Annotated in this window: 19 protein-coding genes; 13 read left to right on the top strand and 6 right to left on the bottom strand. The window is 73.8% G+C overall.

Translation table 11 applies throughout. From position 1 onward, the window contains the following. The first annotated feature begins 165 nt into the window (after window positions 1-165). A complete protein-coding gene (gene gcvP / locus ABZ836_RS27160; protein ID WP_361146399.1) occupies window positions 166-3,051 on the top strand; it encodes an aminomethyl-transferring glycine dehydrogenase in 2,886 nt (961 codons plus the stop codon). 142 nt (window positions 3,052-3,193) lie between these two features. Here the strand turns inward: gcvP and ABZ836_RS27155 are convergent, their stop codons facing one another. Further along, window positions 3,194-3,382, bottom strand: a complete 189-nt coding sequence (locus tag ABZ836_RS27155; RefSeq protein WP_166023944.1) for a DUF5999 family protein — start codon at window positions 3,380-3,382, stop codon at window positions 3,194-3,196. Window positions 3,383-3,677: 295 nt separating this feature from the next. Further along, the gene (locus tag ABZ836_RS27150; RefSeq protein ID WP_356139109.1) at window positions 3,678-4,271 is read right to left on the bottom strand and encodes a hypothetical protein; all 594 of its coding nucleotides are present in this window, start codon (window positions 4,269-4,271) and stop codon (window positions 3,678-3,680) included. A 587-nt stretch (window positions 4,272-4,858) separates the two neighbouring features. Between ABZ836_RS27150 and ABZ836_RS27145 the strand changes: the two genes are divergently transcribed. Then, complete coding sequence (locus ABZ836_RS27145; RefSeq protein ID WP_361146396.1) at window positions 4,859-6,367, top strand: glutamate--cysteine ligase; 1,509 nt, start codon at window positions 4,859-4,861, stop codon at window positions 6,365-6,367. Window positions 6,368-6,479: 112 nt separating this feature from the next. Continuing rightward, on the top strand, window positions 6,480-7,232 hold the full coding sequence (locus tag ABZ836_RS27140; protein ID WP_361146393.1) for a type II CAAX endopeptidase family protein: 753 nt from the start codon (window positions 6,480-6,482) through the stop codon (window positions 7,230-7,232). Window positions 7,233-7,247: 15 nt separating this feature from the next. On the opposite strand, the gene ABZ836_RS27135 is transcribed toward ABZ836_RS27140, so the two are convergent. After that, on the bottom strand, window positions 7,248-8,084 hold the full coding sequence (locus tag ABZ836_RS27135; RefSeq protein WP_361146390.1) for a PhzF family phenazine biosynthesis protein: 837 nt from the start codon (window positions 8,082-8,084) through the stop codon (window positions 7,248-7,250). Window positions 8,085-8,229: 145 nt separating this feature from the next. Between ABZ836_RS27135 and ABZ836_RS27130 the strand changes: the two genes are divergently transcribed. After that, window positions 8,230-9,249: an EamA family transporter gene (locus tag ABZ836_RS27130; protein ID WP_356139101.1), complete on the top strand. Its 1,020-nt coding sequence runs from the start codon at window positions 8,230-8,232 to the stop codon at window positions 9,247-9,249. Window positions 9,250-9,291: 42 nt separating this feature from the next. Then, window positions 9,292-9,807 carry an SUKH-4 family immunity protein gene (locus tag ABZ836_RS27125; protein ID WP_361146387.1) on the top strand — a complete coding sequence of 172 codons (516 nt, stop codon included), beginning with the start codon at window positions 9,292-9,294 and terminating at the stop codon, window positions 9,805-9,807. Window positions 9,808-9,819: 12 nt separating this feature from the next. Here ABZ836_RS27125 and ABZ836_RS27120 read toward each other — a convergent pair. Then, a protein-coding gene (locus ABZ836_RS27120; protein WP_361146384.1) for an IS5 family transposase occupies window positions 9,820-10,700 on the bottom strand; the annotation gives its coding sequence in 2 pieces (ribosomal slippage) (window positions 9,820-10,340 and window positions 10,340-10,700; 882 coding nt in all). Window positions 10,701-10,931: 231 nt separating this feature from the next. Continuing rightward, entirely contained in the window at window positions 10,932-11,618 is a 687-nt protein-coding gene (locus ABZ836_RS27115; protein WP_361146381.1) for a pyridoxamine 5'-phosphate oxidase family protein, read from the bottom strand. A gap of 23 nt (window positions 11,619-11,641) precedes the next feature. Between ABZ836_RS27115 and ABZ836_RS27110 the strand changes: the two genes are divergently transcribed. Further along, entirely contained in the window at window positions 11,642-12,985 is a 1,344-nt protein-coding gene (locus tag ABZ836_RS27110; RefSeq protein ID WP_361146378.1) for an aminotransferase class I/II-fold pyridoxal phosphate-dependent enzyme, read from the top strand. Window positions 12,986-13,053: 68 nt separating this feature from the next. Further along, the gene (locus tag ABZ836_RS27105; RefSeq protein WP_361146375.1) at window positions 13,054-13,959 is read left to right on the top strand and encodes a LysR family transcriptional regulator; all 906 of its coding nucleotides are present in this window, start codon (window positions 13,054-13,056) and stop codon (window positions 13,957-13,959) included. Window positions 13,960-13,993: 34 nt separating this feature from the next. On the opposite strand, the gene ABZ836_RS27100 is transcribed toward ABZ836_RS27105, so the two are convergent. Continuing rightward, on the bottom strand, window positions 13,994-14,461 hold the full coding sequence (locus ABZ836_RS27100) for a pyridoxamine 5'-phosphate oxidase family protein (RefSeq protein ID WP_356139093.1): 468 nt from the start codon (window positions 14,459-14,461) through the stop codon (window positions 13,994-13,996). A gap of 197 nt (window positions 14,462-14,658) precedes the next feature. On the opposite strand from ABZ836_RS27100, the gene ABZ836_RS27095 reads away from it, so the two are divergent. The 6 genes from ABZ836_RS27095 (at window position 14,659) to ABZ836_RS27070 (ending at window position 20,194) form a co-directional block, all read left to right on the top strand. Next, window positions 14,659-15,558, top strand: a complete 900-nt coding sequence (locus ABZ836_RS27095) for a universal stress protein (RefSeq protein ID WP_361146372.1) — start codon at window positions 14,659-14,661, stop codon at window positions 15,556-15,558. A 20-nt stretch (window positions 15,559-15,578) separates the two neighbouring features. Then, a complete protein-coding gene (locus tag ABZ836_RS27090; RefSeq protein WP_356139089.1) occupies window positions 15,579-16,025 on the top strand; it encodes a pyridoxamine 5'-phosphate oxidase family protein in 447 nt (148 codons plus the stop codon). A 163-nt stretch (window positions 16,026-16,188) separates the two neighbouring features. Next, a complete protein-coding gene (locus ABZ836_RS27085; protein WP_361146369.1) occupies window positions 16,189-16,881 on the top strand; it encodes a response regulator transcription factor in 693 nt (230 codons plus the stop codon). A gap of 10 nt (window positions 16,882-16,891) precedes the next feature. Continuing rightward, the gene (locus ABZ836_RS27080) at window positions 16,892-18,757 is read left to right on the top strand and encodes a GAF domain-containing protein (protein WP_361146366.1); all 1,866 of its coding nucleotides are present in this window, start codon (window positions 16,892-16,894) and stop codon (window positions 18,755-18,757) included. A 175-nt stretch (window positions 18,758-18,932) separates the two neighbouring features. Next, complete coding sequence (locus ABZ836_RS27075; RefSeq protein WP_361146363.1) at window positions 18,933-19,688, top strand: HipA family kinase; 756 nt, start codon at window positions 18,933-18,935, stop codon at window positions 19,686-19,688. Window positions 19,689-19,780: 92 nt separating this feature from the next. Then, on the top strand, window positions 19,781-20,194 hold the full coding sequence (locus tag ABZ836_RS27070; RefSeq protein WP_356139130.1) for a DUF3037 domain-containing protein: 414 nt from the start codon (window positions 19,781-19,783) through the stop codon (window positions 20,192-20,194). The last annotated feature ends 126 nt before the right edge of the window (window positions 20,195-20,320 follow it).

Raw genomic sequence — 20,320 nt, 5'->3', positions numbered from 1 at the left:
TGCCCGTGACCCCGGTCGCAGCGCCGCTCTCACCGACGGTGAAAGCCGGGCGTCCTCGGGCGGCCGGTGAAGCTCTCAGGTCGTGATGACAGAGGGGGAGGCCGTCGGGCACCCCACCGCCGTGGTGCCCCCCGAAGGTCGCGCAAGACCAGGAGGCCTCCGCCTATGAACGCCCCTCGCACCCCGCTCTCCGCCCTCGAGCAGGGCATCCCCTTCGAGCAGCGTCACATCGGCCCCGACGAGGGCGCCCGGGCGAAGATGCTCGCCCAGGTCGGCTACGGCTCGCTCGACGAGCTGACCGCCGCCGCGGTCCCCGACGTCATCAAGAACGCCGACGCCCTCGACCTCCCGGGCGCGCGGAGCGAGGCCCAGGTGCTGGCCGAGCTGCGCCGGCTTGCCGACGACAACCAGGTCCTCGACTCGATGATCGGCCTGGGCTACTACGGCACCTTCACGCCGCCGGTGATCCTGCGCAACGTGATGGAGAACCCGGCCTGGTACACGGCGTACACGCCGTACCAGCCGGAGATCTCCCAGGGGCGGCTCGAGGCGCTGCTCAACTTCCAGACCATGGTCGCCGACCTGACCGGCCTGCCGACCTCCGGTGCCTCCCTGCTGGACGAGGGCACCGCGGCCGCCGAGGCGATGGCGCTCTCCCGCCGTGTCGGCAAGAAGAAGAACGGCCTGTTCCTGGTCGACGCGGACGCGCTGCCGCAGACCATCGCCGTCATCGAGACCCGTGCGGAGCCGACCGGGGTCGAGGTCGTCGTCGCCGACCTGTCGCAGGGCATCCCCGCCGAGGTCGCCGGGCGCGAGATCAACGGCGTGCTCGTCCAGTACCCGGGCGCCTCCGGCGCGGTGCGGGACATCAAGCCGCTGATCGACCAGGCGCACGAGCTCGGCGCGGTCGTCACCGTCGCCGCCGACCTGCTCGCCCTGACCCTGCTGACGTCGCCCGGCGAGCTCGGCGCGGACATCGCGGTGGGCACCACCCAGCGGTTCGGCGTCCCGATGGGCTTCGGCGGCCCGCACGCCGGCTACATGGCGGTCCGCGAGCAGTTCGCCCGCAACCTGCCCGGCCGCCTGGTGGGCGTGTCGCAGGACGCCGACGGCAACCGGGCCTACCGCCTGGCGCTGCAGACCCGTGAGCAGCACATCCGCCGTGAGAAGGCGACCAGCAACATCTGCACCGCCCAGGTGCTGCTCGCCGTGATGGCGGGCATGTACGCCGTCTACCACGGCCCCGGCGGGCTCAAGGGGATCGCCGAGCGCGTCCACCGGTACGCCGACCTCCTCGCCGCGGGCCTGAAGGCCGGCGGGGTCGAGGTCGTCACCGAGGCCTGGTTCGACACCGTCACCGCGCGCGTCGAGGGCCGGGCCGCCGAGGTGGTCGCCGCCGCCCGTGAGCGGGGCGTGAACCTGCGGCTGGTCGACGCCGACCACGTCTCCGCCGCCTGCGACGAGACCACCGGCCGCGCGCAGCTGGAGAGGGTCTGGGCCGCCTTCGGCGTCGAGGGCGACGTCGAGGCGCTGGACGGCACGGCCGGGGACGGCCTGCCCACCGGTCTGCTGCGGACCGACGCCTACCTCACCCACCCGGTGTTCCACCAGCACCGCTCCGAGACGGCCATGCTGCGCTACCTGCGCCGCCTCGCCGACCGGGACTACGCGCTCGACCGCGGCATGATCCCGCTGGGCTCCTGCACCATGAAGCTCAACGCGACCACCGAGATGGAGCCGGTCACCTGGCCCGAGTTCGGCGCGCTGCACCCGTTCGCGCCGGCCGAGCAGGCCGGGGGCTACCTGTCGCTCATCCACGAGCTCGAGGACCGCCTCGCCGAGGTCACCGGCTACGACAAGGTCTCCCTGCAGCCCAACGCCGGCTCCCAGGGCGAGCTGGCCGGTCTGCTCGCGGTCCGCGGCTACCACCGCGCCAACGGCGACCTGGACCGCACCGTCTGCCTCATCCCCTCCTCCGCGCACGGCACCAACGCGGCCAGCGCCGTCATGGCGGGCATGAAGGTGGTCGTCGTCAGGACCGCCGAGAACGGCGAGATCGACGTGGAGGACCTGCGGGCGAAGATCGAGAAGCACCGGGACGAGCTCGCGGTGCTCATGATCACCTACCCGTCGACCCACGGTGTCTTCGAGGAGCACGTCGCCGACATCTGCGCGCAGGTCCACGAGGCCGGCGGCCAGGTGTACGTCGACGGGGCCAACCTCAACGCGCTGGTGGGCCTCGCCAAGCCGGGCCACTTCGGGGGCGACGTCTCCCACCTCAACCTGCACAAGACGTTCTGCATCCCGCACGGCGGCGGCGGTCCGGGCGTCGGCCCGGTGGCCGTGCGCTCCCACCTCGCCCCGTACCTGCCGAACCACCCGCTGCAGCCGGCCGCCGGTCCGGAGACCGGCGTCGGCCCGATCTCCGCGGCGCCGTTCGGCTCGGCCGGGATCCTGCCGATCTCCTGGGCGTACGTCCGGCTGATGGGCGGCGAGGGCCTCAAGCGCGCCACCCAGGTCGCAGTCCTGGCCGCCAACTACGTCGCCAAGCGGCTGGAGCCGCACTACCCGGTGCTGTACACCGGCCCCGGCGGGCTGGTCGCGCACGAGTGCATCATCGACCTGCGTCCGCTGACCAAGGCCACGGGCGTGAGCGTCGACGACGTGGCGAAGCGCCTCATCGACTACGGCTTCCACGCCCCGACGATGTCCTTCCCGGTCGCCGGCACGCTGATGATCGAGCCGACCGAGTCCGAGGACCTGGCGGAGCTGGACCGGTTCGTCGACGCGATGATCGCCATCCGCGCGGAGATCGAGAAGGTCGGCTCCGGCGCCTGGCCGGCCGAGGACAACCCGCTGCGCAACGCCCCGCACACCGCGGGCACGCTGGCCGGCGAGTGGACGCACGCCTACGACCGGGAGACCGCGGTCTTCCCCGGCGGCGTGTCGATGCCGGACAAGTACTGGCCGCCGGTGCGCCGCATCGACCAGGCCTTCGGCGACCGGAACCTGGTCTGCTCCTGCCCGCCGCTGGACGCGTACGAGGACTGACCGACCAGCGTCGGCCGCCCCGCGCGACACAGGTCGCGGGGGAACGGGCCGGTGACAGCGCCTCCGCGCCGTCGCCGGCCCTCCGGCTTTCCCGGCACCGGGACGTCGCCCGGCACCGGGACGTCGCCCGGTGGGCGGCGCCTCAGACCGCGGTGGCGAACCTGTGCGGAGCGATGACGCGGCCGTCGGGGAGGATCTCCCCGGTGTCCTCGAACAGCACGACCCCGTTGCACAGGAGGCTCCAGCCCTGCTCGGGGTGGTGCGCCACGAGGCGCGCGGATTCCCTGTCGGGGGAGTCGGCTGTCGGGCACGGCGGCTGGTGCTGGCACATGGTGGGGTTCTCTCGTTCTGTGGTCGTCGCTTCGGCTTCCGTGTCACGGCTGTACATCGCAGCCCCCCGTGGTGACCTCGTGCGGACAAGTCTCGCGCTCGCGGGAGCCGGGCCGCAGTGTTTTCGCGGTACGCCCCCTCAACGGTTCAGGACGCCTCACCCGGGCGGGCGGTTCGGGACAACTCGCGAGATCTTTCCGGGTGGTTCGCCCCTGGCCCGTTCGGACCAGGACGCACCCCGCCCCCGGGGCGGCGGGCCTCGGGGGCGGGGTGGGGCGGTGGGACGAGGGCGCCGGTCAGGCCGCCGGGCGCAGTGCGGGCGGCGGGCTGGCGGGGCCGCCCCTGCGGGTGAGCAGCGGCAGCAGTTCCTCCACCCGGTGCGGGCGGTGACTGGCGATGCCCGGCGGTGCCGGAGCCAGCGGGACCAGCAGGTCCAGCGCCTCCGGCAGACCGGCGGCGGCGTCCGCCGTGACGTCGGCGTGCAGCCAGAGGGTCAGCATGTACAGGCCGGGGACGGAGAGCAGCCGCGGCTGGTAGGGATGCGGAGCCTCCTCGGCCTGGCGCAGGGCGCGTTCGGTCGACGTGACGTACGGGCCCTCGAAGAAGTGCGAGAAGGCCCAGCCGTCCGAGGTCTGCAGGGTGTCGGCGGCGGCCACGGCGTGGTCGCCGGAACGGATCAGGAAACGCCAGCCGGCCAGCCGGACGACGGGCACCCCCTCCGGCGTGATCCGGTCCAACACGTGGAGAGGAAGCGGGAGTTCGGGGTTGAGCGGTCCCTGGGCGGTGCGCAGGGAGGGCGTGCGTGGATCACGGACCGCGGCAGGGGTGCCGAGGGCCGCCAGAACGGTGCGCAGGGCGGCGGGAGGTGCCGGAGGGACATGCAGCGGCATGGTGGGTCGCCTCTCTTTCGACAGGCACGGTGGCGCGCGGGCGGTGGTGGGACGGGCGCTGTCTGCTGCCAGCTCGAGGGGGGTCGGAGAGCCGCGCCGGACCGGTCGGACCTCTCGGGCCGGGTGCGGCCCGTTCGTCACCGGAGTGACGGGCCGCTCGGTCGTGGGCGCACGCGCTTCTCCGCCTCGTTTGCGCAGTTTATACGAGGCGTGTTCACGCGATGTTTCGGCTAGCTGTTTTCCGTGTGAACGGCAAGTTTTGTTCGCGTCGAAATTTCGGGGTGTTACATCCCGATTCTGAGAGGGTTCGCCGGGAGTGACCTCGGGCGACGTCCGCGGCGGGGTCGGCCGGTTTTCACCGCCGTAATACCAGGGGCTCGAACCCCGGTGATCCGCGTTGCGGGTCATGCCGAACGAATGTGCCGAATGGCGCTGGAGGTCAGCCTAACGGCCGTCGGGTCCTCATGGGGACGTTATCGATCGTCCAGGGCGGGCATCATCAGTTGCGGACCGGACGAGGGACCCGGGCGACAGACACACGGACACCGGCCGCAGAGGCGGCCCACCCATCCGAGGAGGACGCAGCGATGGGGGAGAAGGTCGAGGCAGGGTCGTTCGACCTGTCCGATCGCCAGCGCTACCGGGACAAGCTCCAGCGGTGCCTGGCGGGTCTTGAGAGGTTGCTGAAGGAGAGGCAGTTCGACCGCCCGAAGAATCTCATGGGACTGGAGATCGAGCTGAATCTCGCAGGGTCCGACGGCATGCCGCGAATGATGAATGCGGAAGTGCTCGAACGGATCGCGAGCCGTGATTTCCAGACCGAACTCGCGATGTTCAACCTCGAGGTCAACATCGAACCGCACCGGCTCGGCGGGCAGGTATTCGATCAGCTCGCCGAAGAGCTGCGAACGTCATTGGCATATGCCCACCGAAAGGCCGGGGAGGTCGACGCCGGCATCGTGATGATCGGCATCCTGCCGACGCTCGAGCGGGACGACCTGATCTCCGCGAACATTTCCGACGTCGACCGTTACACACTGCTCAACGACCAGATCGTCTCGGCGCGGGGCGAGGACTTCACGCTGGAGATCGACGGGGTCGAACGGCTCACCACCACCGCGCGGTCGATCACCCCGGAGGCCGCCTGCACCTCGGTGCAACTGCACCTGCAGGTGACGCCGGAGCGGTTCCCGGACGTGTGGAACGCGGCGCAGGCCGTCTCCGCGGCGCAGATCGCGATCGGCGCCAACTCGCCGTTCCTGTTCGGGAAGGAGCTGTGGCGGGAGTCGCGGCCGCCGCTGTTCCAGCAGTCGACCGACACCCGGCCCCCGGAGCTCCAGGCGCAGGGCGTGCGGCCGCGGACCTGGTTCGGCGAGCGGTGGGTGTCCTCGGTGGTCGACCTGTTCGAGGAGAACCTCACCTACTTCCCGGCGCTGCTGCCGATCATGGACGACGAGGACCCGATGGAGGTGCTCGACGCCGGAGGCACGCCCAAGCTGGCCGAGATGGTCCTGCACAACGGCACGGTCTACCGCTGGAACCGGCCGGTGTACGACGTGGCCGACGGAGCGGCGCACCTGCGGGTCGAGAACCGGGTGCTGCCGGCCGGGCCCACGGTGATCGACGTGGTCGCCAACGCGGCCTTCTACTACGGCCTGGTGCGGGCGCTGGCCGAGGAGGCGCGGCCGGTGTGGACGCGTCTGCCGTTCGAGGCGGCGGCGGCCAACTTCGAGACGGCCTGCCGCTACGGGATCGACGCGCGGCTGGAGTGGCCGCGGCGCGGGCGGCTCGGCGGCACGCAGCAGGTCGAGGCGGTCACGCTGGTCCTCGAGGAACTGCTCCCGCTGGCCCACGCGGGCCTGGAGGCCTGGGGGATCGAGCCGGCCGACCGGGAGCTGTACCTCGGCGTGATCGAGGAGCGCTGCCGACGGCGGGTGAACGGCGCCTCCTGGCAGGCCGCGGCCTTCCACGCCGGGCTGGAGCGGGGCCTGTCCCGGCAGGAGGCGCTGGCCGCGACGACACGGCGGTACGCGGAGCTGCAGTGGAAGGGCGACCCCGTCCACACCTGGCCCGCGGGGCTGCCGGACGCCCGGTAGTCCGGCGCGGGGCCCGGCAGGGGGTGGACGGCGTGCCGTCCGGTTCTGGCAAGCTGTGGGGCCGGTGGTGCGGCTGACGGAGGCGTGAGTGACGGGGTCGGGGTCCGGGATCGTGACGCGGCGGACGCTGCGGGACGAGACGCTGCTGGTGCTGGGTCTGTCGCTCGGGGCCAGCGCGGTCGCGGCGGTGATCAGTTTCGTCGGTTCGCTGACCAGGCCCGGAGGACTGAAGGACCAGGCGGCCACGCTCAACGCCTCCGCCGCGCCCGGCCGGCCCTGGCTGGACCTCGCCTGGCAGCTGTTCGGGATCGCCTCCGCGCTGGTCCCCGTGCTGCTGGTGGCGCACTTCCTGACGCGTGAGGGCGGGAGCCTGCGGACGCTCGGCTTCGACCGCACCCGGCCGTGGTCGGACCTCGGCCGGGGCGCCGTCGTCGCCGCGGTCATCGGCAGCGCCGGGATCGCGTTCTACCTCGCGGCGCGCGGCCTCGGGTTCAACCTCACCGTCGTTCCCGAGGCGTTGCCGGACGTCTGGTGGAAGTTCCCGGTGCTGCTCCTGTCCGCCGCGCAGAACGCGGTGGTCGAGGAGGTCATCGTGCTCGGGTACCTGCTGCACCGGCTGGGCGGACTGGGCTGGAGCCCCGTCGCCGCGCTGGCCGCCAGCTCGGTGCTGCGCGGCACGTACCACCTCTACCAGGGCATCGGCGGGTTCATCGGCAACCTGGTGATGGGCGTCGTCTTCGTGCTGCTGTACCGGCGGTGGGGGAGGGTGGGGCCGCTGGTGGCGGCCCACACGCTGCTCGACGTCGGGGCGTTCGTCGGATACGCGCTGCTCGCCGGGCGGGTGGACTGGCTGCCCACCGCCTGATCGCCGCGCGGTCCGTCACCGCGGAGACGCGAGCAGGTCCCCCTCGACGACGGTCACCGCGCGCCCGGTCAGCAGGGTGCGGTCGCCGCGCAGCTCGGTGCGGACCAGGCCGGAGCGGGCCGAGGCCTGCAGGCCGGTGAGGGCGGTGGGCCCCAGGCGTCCGGACCAGAACGGGGCCAGGGCGGTGTGGGCGCTGCCGGTCACCGGGTCCTCGTCGATGCCGACCCCGGGGAAGAACCCGCGGGAGACGAAGTCGTACCCCGCGGCCGGGTCGTCGGGACGGCAGGTGGCGACGACCCCGCGATCAGAGCAGCGGGCGAGGGCGTCGAAGGCCGGCGTGAGGCCGCGCAGGGTCCGCTCGTCGGCGACCTCCACCAGCAGGTCGCCCAGGTTCGGGCCGGTGTCCAGGACGGTGAGCGGCTCGGTGCCCAGGGCCTCGGCGAGGCCCTCCGGCGCCTTCGCGGGGGTCAGCGGGGCGGTGGGGAAGTCGAGGGTGATCCAGCCGTCCTCGGAGGGCACGGCGGTCAGGACACCGCTGCGCGAGGCGAACCGGACCGGTCCCCGGTGGGCGCCGGTCGTCTGCAGGACGTGCGCCGCGGCCAGGGTGGCGTGCCCGCAGAGGTTGACCTCGGTCGCGGGGGTGAACCAGCGCAGGGCCCAGTCCGCGTCGCCGCCGTCGGGCAGCGGGTGGAGGAAGGCGGTCTCCGCCTGGTTCATCTCCATGGCCACGTTCTGCAGCCAGGCGTCGTCGGGGAAGCCGGAGCGGGAGTCGGGGCGGTCGAGGAGGAGGACGCCCGCCGGGTTGCCGGCGAACGGACGGTCGGTGAAGGCGTCGACGAGTCGGATACGCATGGCAAGGACGGTAACGGCCCCGGCGGCGGCGCCGACAAGGCCAATCGCCCTCCGGTGGACCGGGACGCGGGAAGCGGCCGGTCCGCAGGATGGGACAGCACCCATCCGGGGTGACGGTCCTGTCGGCTGCTGTCATCATGTGCACGTGCGTGACTCTGGGATCGGTGTGGTGCGTTCCGGGAAGGGTGCGGGACTCGCTCTCGCCGCCCTCTCCGCGGTGGCGTTCGGTGGATCGGGTGTGGCGGCCAAGCCGCTGATCGAGGCGGGCCTCGACCCGCTCGAGGTGGCCTGGCTGAGGATCACGGGCGCGGCGCTGGTGCTGCTCCCGGTGGCCTGGCGGCACCGCGGGCTGGTGCGGCAACGGCCGCTGATGCTCCTCGGGTTCGGGATGTTCGCGGTGGCGGGCGTCCAGGCCTGCTACTTCGCCTCCATCTCCCGGATCCCGGTCGGCGTGGCCATGCTGGTGGAGTACCTGGCGCCCGCCCTGGTGCTGGGCTGGGTGCGGTTCGTGCAGCGCCGGCCGGTCGGCCGCGCGGCCGCGCTGGGCGTGGTGCTGGCGGTGGCCGGCCTGGGCTGCGTGGTGGAGATCTGGGCCGGTCTCGGCTTCGACGCCCTCGGGCTGCTGCTGGCGTTCGGCGCGGCCTGCTGCCAGGTCGCCTACTTCGTCCTCGCCGACCACGGCTCCGGCGCCGGGCGGCAGGCGCCCGACCCGCTCGGGATGATCTCCTTCGGCCTGCTGGTCGGCTGTCTGACGATGACGGTGGTCGCCCGGCCGTGGGGCATGGACTGGGCTGTGCTGACGCGGTCCGTCGACATGGACGGGAGCGGGGCGCCGGCCTGGGCGCTGCTGCTGTGGATCGTGCTGGTCGCGACGGTGCTGGCGTACGTCACCGGCGTGGTGTCGGTGCGCCGGCTGTCGCCGGCCGTCGCGGGCGTGGTCGCCTGCGTGGAGGCCGTGGTGGCCGCGGTGGCGGCGTGGATGCTGCTCGGGGAGCAGCTGGGGGCGGTGCAGATCGCGGGTGGTGTGCTGGTGCTCGTCGGCGCGCTGGTCGCCCAGTCCTCGGCTCCCGCCCCGGCGGCCCCGGAGCCGGTGGCCGGTGGCGGCGGGACGGTCGCGGCCGCGGCCGAACCGCTGGCGCAGGCCGGCGGACGGCAGGACGGCTAGGTTCTGTCCGGCGGATCATGTGTGGATGGAAGAATCCGCAGCGTGAACCAGCAGAGCACTGAGGGATTGCCGTGGCAGCCGCTCGACGTGGCAGCGCTTCGTGCTGCCGGTGTCGGTGCCGAGGTGGGGCGGTACCTGGAAAATCCAGGGCTCCCGGTCAACTGCATCGGCATGTTCGTCCGGGACGCCGAGCTGGAGCTGCGGGTTCGCGATCTGCCCTGCGGCAGGGCCGCATGCCTCGGCTCTTTCGAGGACGGGGTGAACTCCTACTGGCTTGTGATCGACTCGGGCGAAGTATGGATGGCCTACGGCTACGAAGGCGGTCCGCAACGATTCGCTCTGGTCAACTCCTCGGTGGCCGCCCTTCAGCGGATGCTTCGACTGTGGGAGTCCTTCGTCCTGTCACGCCGCAGCGAGGACGACGAGGGTTACGAGGACTACGTCTCTGCGTTGTTGGACCAGGCTCAACAGGCGGATCCAGCCGCATTCGATGACGAGGACGCCTGGTGGTCGAGAGTCTTCGAAGAGGTCGAGCTCGGCGTGCTGGCGCCGGAGTGACGGCGGCCGGCCTCACCTTTTGAGCCACAGTCGGATTGATGCCAGGGTGACGGTGCCGTGGAAGACGTAGGCCCGCTTGTCGTAGCGGGTGGCGACCGCGCGGGAGTTCTTGAGCCGGTTGATGGTGCGTTCGACCTCGTTGCGGCGGCGGTAGTGGTCGGGGTTGAAGCCGGTTGGCCTTCCGCCGTCTTTGCCTCTGCGCCGGCGGTTGGCCCGCTGGTCCTTCGGTTCGGGGATCGTGTGCCGGATGTGGCGTCTTCGCAGGTAACGGCGGTTTCGGCGGGAGCTGTATGCCTTGTCGCCGCTGACGTGCTCGGGCCGGGTCCGGGGGCGTCCGCCCAGTGGCCGGGGCACCCGGATCCGGCCCAGGACCTCGATCAGTTGCGGGGCGTCACCCCACTGGCCCGGTGTGAGCAGGAGGGCCATGGGTCGGCAGCCGCCTTCGCCGGCGAGGTGGATCTTGCAGGTCAGGCCGCCCCGGGAGCGCCCGAGTCCCTCGTCGGGGCGGTGGTGCCGGGGCGTCGTCCTTTTTTCGGGACCCGCGGCCGGGTCTTGCGGGCTCCGGCCGCATGCTGGTGGGCCCGGCAGGACGTCGAGTCGACGCCGACCATCGACCAGTCGATCCACCCGGCGAGGTCGGCGTCGGCCTGGACCGCGTGCAGGATCCGGTCCCAGGTTCCGTCCGCCGACCAGCGGCGGTGCCGTTCGTAGACGGTTTTCCACGAGCCGTAGCGTTCCGGCAGGTCACGCCAGGGGACGCCGGTCCGGACCCGGAACAGGATCCCGTTGACCACGGTGCGGTGGTCGTTCCACCTCCCGCCCCGACCACCTGAAGGTGGCAGATGCGGCTCCAGTAACGACCACTCGCGATTCGTCAGATCCCCCCGACCCATGACCGATCTAACGAGCGACCGGTCAGAAAGTCACATGATCCGCCGGACAGAACCTAGGCGGCCCGCCCGGGAGTCTGCCCGGGCCTGGGCGGTCTGCCTGGGCAGCGTGTGCGGGCTCGGCAGCCTGCCCGGGGTGCACGCCCGCGTGAGATACGCCTGGGCGGCACGCCCCGGCCGGAGGCGGAAGGGCCCGCCGTGGAGGATGCCCGGATCCTCCGCGGCGGGCGCGGCTCATCCCAGGACGGCCGCGATGTGCGGCGGGACCTGCGTGCCGGGGGCGAGCCGGGCGTCCGGGAGCGGCGCCTCGTAGCCCTTGCGGAGGGGCAGGACGCCGGCCCAGTGGGGGAGCCCCAGGTCCTCCGGGTCGTCGTTGACGCCGCCGGTGCGGATCTTCGCGGAGACCTCGGTGAGGTCCAGGCGCACCACCGCCGTGGCGGCCAGCTCCTTCTTGTTCGCCGGACGCGACTCGCGCGAACGGCCCGGAACGACGTGGTCGACCAGCGCGTCCAGCGCCGCACGCCGCTCCTCGACGTCGGTGACCTGGTGGGCCGTCCCGTGCACCACCACCGAGCGGTAGTTGACCGAGTGGTGGAACGCCGAGCGGGCCAGCACCACCCCGTCGACGTGGGTGACCGTCACGCACATCGGCAGGCCCGGCTCCTCCTCGGCCGCCGCGCCCGCCATCCGCATCGGGCGGGAGCCGGTCGAGCCGTGCAGGTACAGGCGTTCGCCGACCCGCGCGTAGATGGTGGGCAGCACCACCGGCGCGCCGTCGCGGACGAACCCCAGGTGGCACACCCAGCCCTCGTCGAGGATCGCGTGCACCACCTCCCGGTCGTAGGAGGCGCGGTCCGGCGAACGGGTCGGGACGGTGCGGTCGGTCGGCGTGTACTGCGCCCCCTGCATGGCGTTCTCCATTGCACTAGTGCATAATGTGGTTTGTGCTAGTAGATTATCGGATCGCAGGCCGTCGCGCCATGGAGATTGCCGCCGACGTGGAGCGCGCGGTGAGTGAGGGAAGGCTCGAACCGGGCCGACAGCTGCCTCCCATGCGGGAGTTGGCGCAAGAGCTGGGGGTGAATCCGAATACCGTGGCGTCCGCCTACCGGACACTTCGCGAGCGCGGGGTGATCGAGACGGCCGGCCGCAAGGGCAGCCGGGTGCGGCCCCGGCCGGCCACCACCGGTCGTGAGGCGATCCAGGTGCGGGTGCCGCCCGGCGCCCGGGACGTCTCCCGCGGCAACCCCGATCCGGCGCTCCTGCCGCCGCTGGCCCCCGCCTTCGCGGCGGCCACGGCCCGCGCGGACCGGACGCCGGTGCTCTACGGGGACGATCCGCTCGACCCCGACCTGGTACGGATCGCCCGCGCGGAGCTGGACGCGGACGCGGTGCCCGACGGACCGCTCACCGTGACCTCCGGCGCGCTCGACAGCATCGAACGGGTCCTGGCCGCCCACCTGAGGCCCGGTGACGCGGTCGCCGTGGAGGACCCCGGGTGGGGGAGCGTCCTCGACCTGGTCCCGGCGCTCGGGCTGCGGGTGGCGCCCGTCGGCGTCGACGACGAGGGGCCGCTGCCGGAGGACCTGCGGCGCGCGCTGGAGGACGGGGCCAGGGCGGTGGTCGTGACCGACCGGGCGCAGAACCCCGTCGGAGCGGCCGTGGGCCCGGAACGGGCCCGGGAACTGCGGGCACTGCTCCGGCGGCACCCCGACACCCTGCTGATCGAGGACGACCACGGGCACGGCATGGTCGACCTGCCGCTGCACCCGCTGGCCGGGGTCACCCGCTCCTGGGCCTTCGTCCGCTCCGTGGCCAAGACGTACGGCCCCGACCTGCGGCTCGCGGTGCTCACCGGCGACCCGGTCACCGTCGACCGGGTCCGCGGGCGGCAGCGGCTCGGGCCCGGATGGGTGAGCCGGCTGACGCAGCGGGCGGTGGTGGAGCTGTGGACCAGCGGGGCCGTGGACCGGGCCGCCGTCGCGGAGTCCTACGGGCGGCGGCGCCGGGCGCTGATCGCGGAACTCGGGCGGCTGGGCGTCCGGGCGCACGGGCGCAGCGGGATGAACGTCTGGGTCCCGGTCCCCGACGAGACCGGGGCGGTGGCCGGGATGCTGCAGGCCGGATGGGCGGTGGCCCCCGGGGCGCGGTTCCGGACGGGCGCCGGGACAGGGGCCGGGCCGGGGATCCGGATCACCGTGTCGGAGCTGGAGAAGGGCGAGGTGGCCCGGCTGGCCGGTGCGCTGGCCCGGGTGCTGGAGGCGGGGCCGGCGCGGCCGTACGTCTGAGTGCCGGCGCTTCCCGCGGTCCCGCCTGCGGGCGCGGGCCGGGGGCGGGCCCTCGTAGCATCGCCGCCATGATGAACCTCGAACGCCTGCGGGTCCTGGACGCGCTGGCGCGCCACGGGTCCGTCGGCGGGGCCGCCGAGGCGCTGCACGTGACGACCTCCGCCGTCTCCCAGCAACTGTCCAAGCTGGAACGGGAGGCCGGGGAACGGCTGCTCGCCCGGCACGGCCGGGGCGTGCGGCTCACCGACGCCGGGCGGCTGCTGGCCGGGCACGCGGCGCGGATCCTGGCCCAGGCCGAACGGGCACGGGCGGAGCTCGAGGCGCGGCGCGGGACCGTGGCGGGCGACCTGCGGGTGGCGGCGTTCCCGACCGCCGCGCGGGGCCTGCTGCCCGGGGCGCTGGCGGCGCTGCGGGAGGAGCACCCCGGCCTGCGGGTGCGGTCCCGGGAGGTCGACCCGGGGGCGGCCGTGGCGGGGGTGGCCCGCGGTGACCACGACCTGGCGGTGGTGCTCGACTGGCACGACCGGCCGCTGGCCGTGCCCGAGAGCCTGCGCACGGCCTCGCTGCTGGACGATCCCGCCGACGCGGCGCTCCCGGCCGGGCACCGGCTCGCGGGCGCGGCCGGGATCGACCTCGCCGAACTGGCCGGTGAGGAGTGGATCACCTGGGGCGCCGGGGAGTTCTGCCACGAGTGGCTGCTGGCCACCCTCCGGGCCCGAGGCGTCGAGCCGGACATCGCCCACCGGGCGCCCGAGACGCACACCCAGCTCGCCCTGGTCGCCGCAGGTCTGGGCGTCTGCGTGGTACCGGCGCTGGGCCGGGACCCGGTCCCGGCCGGCGTGGTCACGGTGCCGCTGCGGCCGCGGGTCTCCCGCCACGTCTACGCGGTGTGGCGCGAGGACGCCGACCGGCGGCCCGCGATCGGCGCGGTGGTCTCGGCACTGCGCGCCCGGGGCGGGGGCGGCGGCGCGTGACGGCGGCGCGGCCCTCCGCCCGCCGGGCGTCCCGTCAGCCCCGCGGGATCTTGCGGAAGTCCCAGGAGGCGACCGCCTCGGGGGTGAGACGGATCCAGGCGTGCCGGTGGTCGTGCGGCAGGGCCTCCAGACCGAAGTACTTCCGGGCGAACAACGCCTCGACCGGTTCGAGTCCGGGGCACGGTTCGCCGGTGCGGGGGATCTCGCCGACGAACTCCGCCGTGCCGGACAGCTCCGCGCCGCGCAGGTCGCCGTACTCGGCGCCGGAGTCCACCACCACGGCCACCCGCGGGTCCTTGCGCAGATCCGCCCAACGGCGGCTGCGGGTCAGGGAGTAGAGCCAGAGGGAGACGCCGTCCCAGACGAACCACAGCGCGGAGACGTGCGGGGCGCCGTCCGGCGAGACCGTGGCCACACGGCAGGTGCGTTCCGTGGAGAGGAACGCGTCCAGTTCCTCCGCGGTCATCATGATCTTCCGGCCCCGCCGCTGCGTCGCTGTCATCTGCTCCCTCTCCCGGGCCCCGTCGTCGACCGCACACTCTCACCGTGCCTCGGCCGGGGACAAGGCGCACAGGTCACGTCCGCCGAACGGCCCGGCACCGATGGGGCCGGTCGGCCCTCACCGCGGGGCCCGCGGGCCCCGGACTTCGCGGGCCGCGGCCGGGAGGCTGGGGGCAGACGCCGACACAGGAGGCCACCATGACCCGCACCATCGTCGCCGCGATCGACGGCTCCCCGGCGAGCCGCGCCGCCGCCGACTGGGCCGCCCGCGAGGCGGAACTCCGCGACCTGCCGCTGAAGCTCGTCAAGGTGTGGGAACCGCTGCCCGACACCCTCGCGGCGACGTCCGCCTCCGACACCACGACCCTGGAGCACTGGAGCGGCAAGGTGCTGCGCGCGGCCGTCGAGGAGACGACCGCACGCCACCCCGCCCTGAAGGTGCTGGAGGAACTGATCGCCGGACGGCCGGCCGAAGCCCTCCCCGAGGCCGCCGCCGAGGCCGAACTGCTGGTCCTCGGGTCGCGCGGGCTGGGCCGGCTGGGCGGGTTCCTGGTCGGTTCGGTGGGCCTGTCCGTGGTCGCCCACAGCCGCACGCCCGTCGTCCTGGTGCGGGCCGGGGAGAACGCCGCCGACGAGTACCTGCCGGAGACCGCGCACGGCGCGGGCCGCCGCTTCCGGCCCGTCGTGCTCGGCCTGGACACCGAGCGGGCGGGCGACACCGTCACCGCCTTCGCCTTCGAGGAGGCCGCCCGCCGCGGCGCCCCCCTCCACGTCGTGCAGAGCTGGGCGCTGCCGCCGTACACCGTCCACGCCGTCGCCGCCGCGGCGGACCTGTACGAGCAGTACGCGCGCGACATGGCCGCGCTGCTGACCGGGACGCTGCTCCCCTGGCGGGAGAAGTACCCGTCCGTGGAGGTGGTCGAGGTCTCGCGCACCGGCGGCGTCGTCGACCACCTGCTGGACGCGGCGGCGGGCGCCTCCCTGGTCGTCCTCGGCCGCAGGGTCCGGCGCAACCCGCTCGGCACGCACATCGGGCCCGTCGCCCACGCGGTGCTGCACCACGCGACCGCCCCGGTCGCCGTCGTCGCGCACGACTGACCGGTCGCGGAAAGAACCGCATGTACCGCAACGACGGATTCCGCGAACTCGACCGGCGGGAGAGCATGCGCCTGCTGGCGACCGCCGCCATCGGGCGGATCGTCCACACCCGCCAGGCCCTGCCCGCAGTGCTGCCGGTCAACTTCTGCCTGGACCACGACGGCGCGGTGGTGCTGCGGACCTCGGCGGCCTCCGAGCTGGCCCGCGCGGTCGACGGGACCGTGGTCGCCTTCGAGGCCGACGAGGTCGACCGGGCCACCCGCACGGGCTGGAGCGTGGTCGTCACCGGGGCGGCCGAGGTGGTGACCGACCCGGAGGAACACCGGCGTCTGGCCACCACCGGTCCGCGCTCCTGGGTGGCCGTCCCCGCGCGGCAGGAGGTGTTCCTCAGGATCCGGCCCGAACTGGTCACGGGGCGTGAGGTGGCCGGCGGCCGCGCCCTGCACGACGCGGACCTGGGCTCCTGACCCGGCCGGCCATGGGCGATCCTGTGACGGGGGCCGACCGGCCGGGACAGGAGGGCCGACCGGCCCTGTCCGCCGGGGCCCGCGCCGGGAATGCTCTGGCAGGGGGGCCGGCCGGCGGAGCGGCGTCGCACCACGGCGCGGCGGACCTGCGAGAAGGAGAACGATGGCGGAGACCGGGCGTGCCGGCACCGAGGGCCCGGTCAGGGTCTTTCTGCTGGACGATCACGAAGTGGTACGGCGAGGCGTGCGCGACCTGCTGGACGACGAGCCGGACATCACGGTGGTCGGTGAGGCCGGCACCGTCGACCAGGCCCTGGTCCGGGTGCCCGCGCTGCGCCCCGACGTCGCCGTGCTCGACGTGCGGCTGCCGGACGGCGACGGCGTGACCGTCTGCCGCGAACTGCGCTCGCGGATGCCGGACCTGGCGTGCCTGATGCTGACCTCGTTCGACGACGAGGAGGCCCTGCTGGACTCGATCATGGCGGGGGCCGCGGGATACGTGCTCAAGCAGATCCAGGGGTCCGACCTGATCTCCGCGGTGCGCGTGGTCGCCCAGGGCAAGTCGCTCCTGGACCCCAGCGCCACCGCCAGGCTGATGGCCCGGCTGAGGGCCGGCGCCACCCCGGAGCCCGAGCCCGACCCGCTGCCGGGGCTGACCGACCGCGAACGCGAGATCCTCGCGCTGGTCGGGGAGGGCCTCACCAACCGCCAGATCGGGCAGCGGCTCTACCTCGCGGAGAAGACCGTCAAGAACCACATCTCGCGGCTGCTGGCCAAGCTGGGCGTCGAACGCCGCATCCAGGCCGCGGTCATCGCCCACCAGGTCCAGGACCGGTCGGCCCGCGAGCAGTACTGAGAGGCCGACGGTGGGCAGTACCGAGGAATTCCACGAGCCGCCGCGGGTGCGGCTGCCCCAGCTCCACCTGGACGAGTTGCTCCAGGAGGTCCAGGCCCGGCTGGAGGCGGCCCGGGGCACCCGGGACCGGGTGCACAGCCTCCTGGAGGCGGTGCTGTCGGTCGGCCGGGAGCTCGACCTCCAGCAGGCGCTGCGCGGCATAGTGGAGGCCGCCGCGGTGCTGGTCGACGCCCGGTACGCGGCGCTCGGGGTGATCGGGACGGACGGACGGCGGCTGTCCGCCTTCCACACCGTGGGGGTCGGCGAGGAGGAGGCCGCCAGGATCGGCCCCTACCCGGAGGGGCACGGCATCCTCGGCGAGCTGATCCGCCGCCCGGAGCCGCTGCGGCTGACCAGGCTGTCGGAGCACGCCGCGTCCTTCGGGCTGCCGCCGGGGCATCCGCCGATGGACAGCTTCCTGGGCGTGCCCATCCGGGTGCGGGACCAGGTCTTCGGCAACCTGTACCTGACGGAGAAGCGGGGCGGGGCCCAGTTCGACGAGGACGACGAGTCGGTGCTGTCGACGCTCGCCGTCGCGGCCGGCGTCGCCATCGACAACGCCCGCCTGTACGAGGAGTCCCGGCTGCGGGAGCGGTGGCTGCGGGCCAACGCGGAGGTCACGCACCGCCTGATGTCCGGCGCCGGCCGCGCCGAGGTGCTGAGGGTGGTGGCCGAACGGGCCAGGGAGATCACCGGCGCCACCCGCGCCGTGGTCGCCGTTCCCGACGAGGCGGGCGAGAGCCTGCGGGTGGAACTGGCCACCGGCACGGGCAGCGACAGCGACGGCGGCAGCGGCAGCGGTAGTGACAGCGGCAGCGGCAGCGGCAGCGGCAGCGGTCCCGGGACCGGCACCAGTACCGGCACGGGCACGGGCACGGGCACGGGTACCGGTACCGGTACTGGTGTCGCGCGGTTCGACGGCGCCGAGACGGTCTCCGGCAGGGGCCTGATCGGCACCGCCTTCGCCACGGCCGCCCCGGTGACCAGCGACGACGTGGCCCACGACGAGCGGCTCGCCACCTCGTCGTCCCGCCTCGCCGGACTCGGGCCCGCCGTCGCCCTCCCCCTCGGCACCGGCGACACCGGGGTGCGGGGCGTGGTGATGCTGGTCCGCGAGGCGGAGGAGCCGGTCTTCACCGAGGCGGAGATCGAGCCGCTCCAGGCCTTCGCGGCACAGGCGGCCATCGCCATGGAGCTGGCCGAACGGCGGCACGACGCCGAACGGATGGCCGTGCTGCAGGACCGTGACCGGATCGCCCGAGACCTGCACGACCTCGCCATCCAGCGGCTGTTCGCCACCGGCATGACCCTGCAGAGCGCGGGACGGTTCATCGAGCACCCGCAGGCCGCCGACCGGGTGGTGCGGGCCGTCGACGACCTGGACGAGACCATCAAGATCATCCGGTCGACCATCTTCGGACTGCGCTCGCAGTCCGGCGGGACGCCGTCCGGCCTCCGGGCGCGGGTGGTGCGGGTGGCGGGGGAGGCGGCACCGGTGCTCGGCTTCGCGCCGGGGGTGCGGGTGCAGGGGCTGGTGGACACCCACGTACCGCCGCGGACCGCCGACCAGGTGGTCGCCGTGCTCTCCGAGGCGCTGACCAACGTTGCCCGGCACGCGAAGGCCGGGCGCGCCGACGTGTCGCTGGAGACCGACGGCCGTGTCGTGCGGCTCACGGTCACCGACGACGGGGTCGGCATGCCCGCCGGGGGCCGCCGCAGCGGCGTGCGGAACATGTCCGAACGCGCCCAGCAGCTGGGCGGCACGATGGAGTTGAGCACGCCCGAGGAGGGCGGCACGCGGCTGGAGTGGTGCGTGCCGCTGGGGCCGCCCGACTGACCGCGGCGCGGCCGGGCCTCCTTCCCGGCGGGTTCGCGCCTGGGGGGGGAAAAGCCCGGAGGGGCTGCTCGGGGCTGCTCGGGGCTGCTCGGGGCCGCTCAGGGCCGCTCGGGGCCGCTCAGGGCCGCTCGGGCCGGGAGGAAGCGAGGGGAGGCGCACCGTATAGCCTGGGCGGATGCTCAGCGAAGTCGCAGCCCTCCGCTTCGTCACGCCGTTGCGTGAGGGCGGGTCCATGCCCGGGCTGGTCGAGGCGGACGACCTCGGCCTGTACGTCCTGAAGTTCCGCTCGGCCGGGCAGGGCCCCAAGACGCTGACCGCCGAGGTGGTGTGCGGCGAGCTGGCCCGGCGGCTCGGGCTCCGGATGCCCCGGCTGGTCGTCGTGGACCTCGACCCGGCGCTGGGGCTCGGCGAGCCGGACCGCGAGGTGCAGGAGCTGCTGCGCGGCAGCGGCGGCTCCAACCTCGGCATGGAGTTCCTCAGCGGCGCCACCGGCTTCGACCCGCTGGCCTTCGAGGTGACGCCGGAGGAGGCCGGACGGATCGTCTGGTTCGACGCCGTGGTCAACAACGTCGACCGGTCCTGGCGCAACCCGAACCTGCTCGTCCACCAGGGCGCGCTCTGGCTCATCGACAACGGCGCCACCATGATCTGGCACCACAACTGGCCCGGCGCCGAGGCCTCCGCGGCACGCCCCTACGACGCCGCCGACCACACGCTCGCCCGGTTCGCCCCCGACGTCGCCGCGGCCGCCGCCGAGCTCGCCCCCCTGGTGACCGAGGAACTCCTCACCGAGGTCACGGCGGAGATCCCCGACGCCTGGCTGGCCGACGAGCCCGGCTTCGCCGCGCCCGACGACCTCCGCCGCGCCTACGCCCGTCCGCTGCTGGCGCGCGCCGCCGTCATCCACGAACGCATCGAGGGACTGAAGTGAACCGCGACGCCGAACGGCAGGAACGGCACGACGCCGAACGGCAGGAACGGCACGACGCCGAACGGCAGGAACGGCACGACGCCGACCGGCAGGTGTTCACCCGCAACGTCGTCGACCGCCGGACCCGTGACCGCCAGGTCTACGAGTACGCGCTGCTGCGGGCCGTGCCCCGGGTGGAGCGCGGGGAGTGCGTCAACGTCGGCGTGCTGCTCTACTGCCGCGGCGAGCGGTTCGTCGCCGCCCGGACCCATCTGGACGAGGCCCGGCTGCTCGCCCTCGACCCGCACGCCGACGTCACCGCCGTCCGGGCCGCGCTGCGCGCCGTCGAGGCGGTCTGCGCGGGCGGCGAGGCGGCCGGACCGGCGGCCGGGGACGACGCCGGCAAGCGCTTCCGGTGGCTGGTCGCGCCCCGTTCCACCGTGCTGCAGCCCGGCCCCGTGCACACCGGCCTGACGGCCGATCCGGCGGCCGAGGCGGACCGGCTGCTCGAGCTGCTCGTCCGGTAGTCCCGCCGTGGTCCGGCCGTGGTCCGGCCGTGGTCCGGCCGTGGTTCCGCCGACGGGAGCAAGGCCGGGACCCGTCGGGCCGGTCAGGTGGATCACATCGCGCGGTGGCCCGTTGACAGCGGGTGC

It is taken from the genome of Streptomyces sp. NPDC047130 (genome assembly GCF_040643475.1).
Taxonomy (GTDB): domain Bacteria; phylum Actinomycetota; class Actinomycetes; order Streptomycetales; family Streptomycetaceae; genus Streptomyces.
Note: the sequence above shows the minus strand (reverse complement) of the source record. Positions and strands in the feature narration are given on the sequence as shown.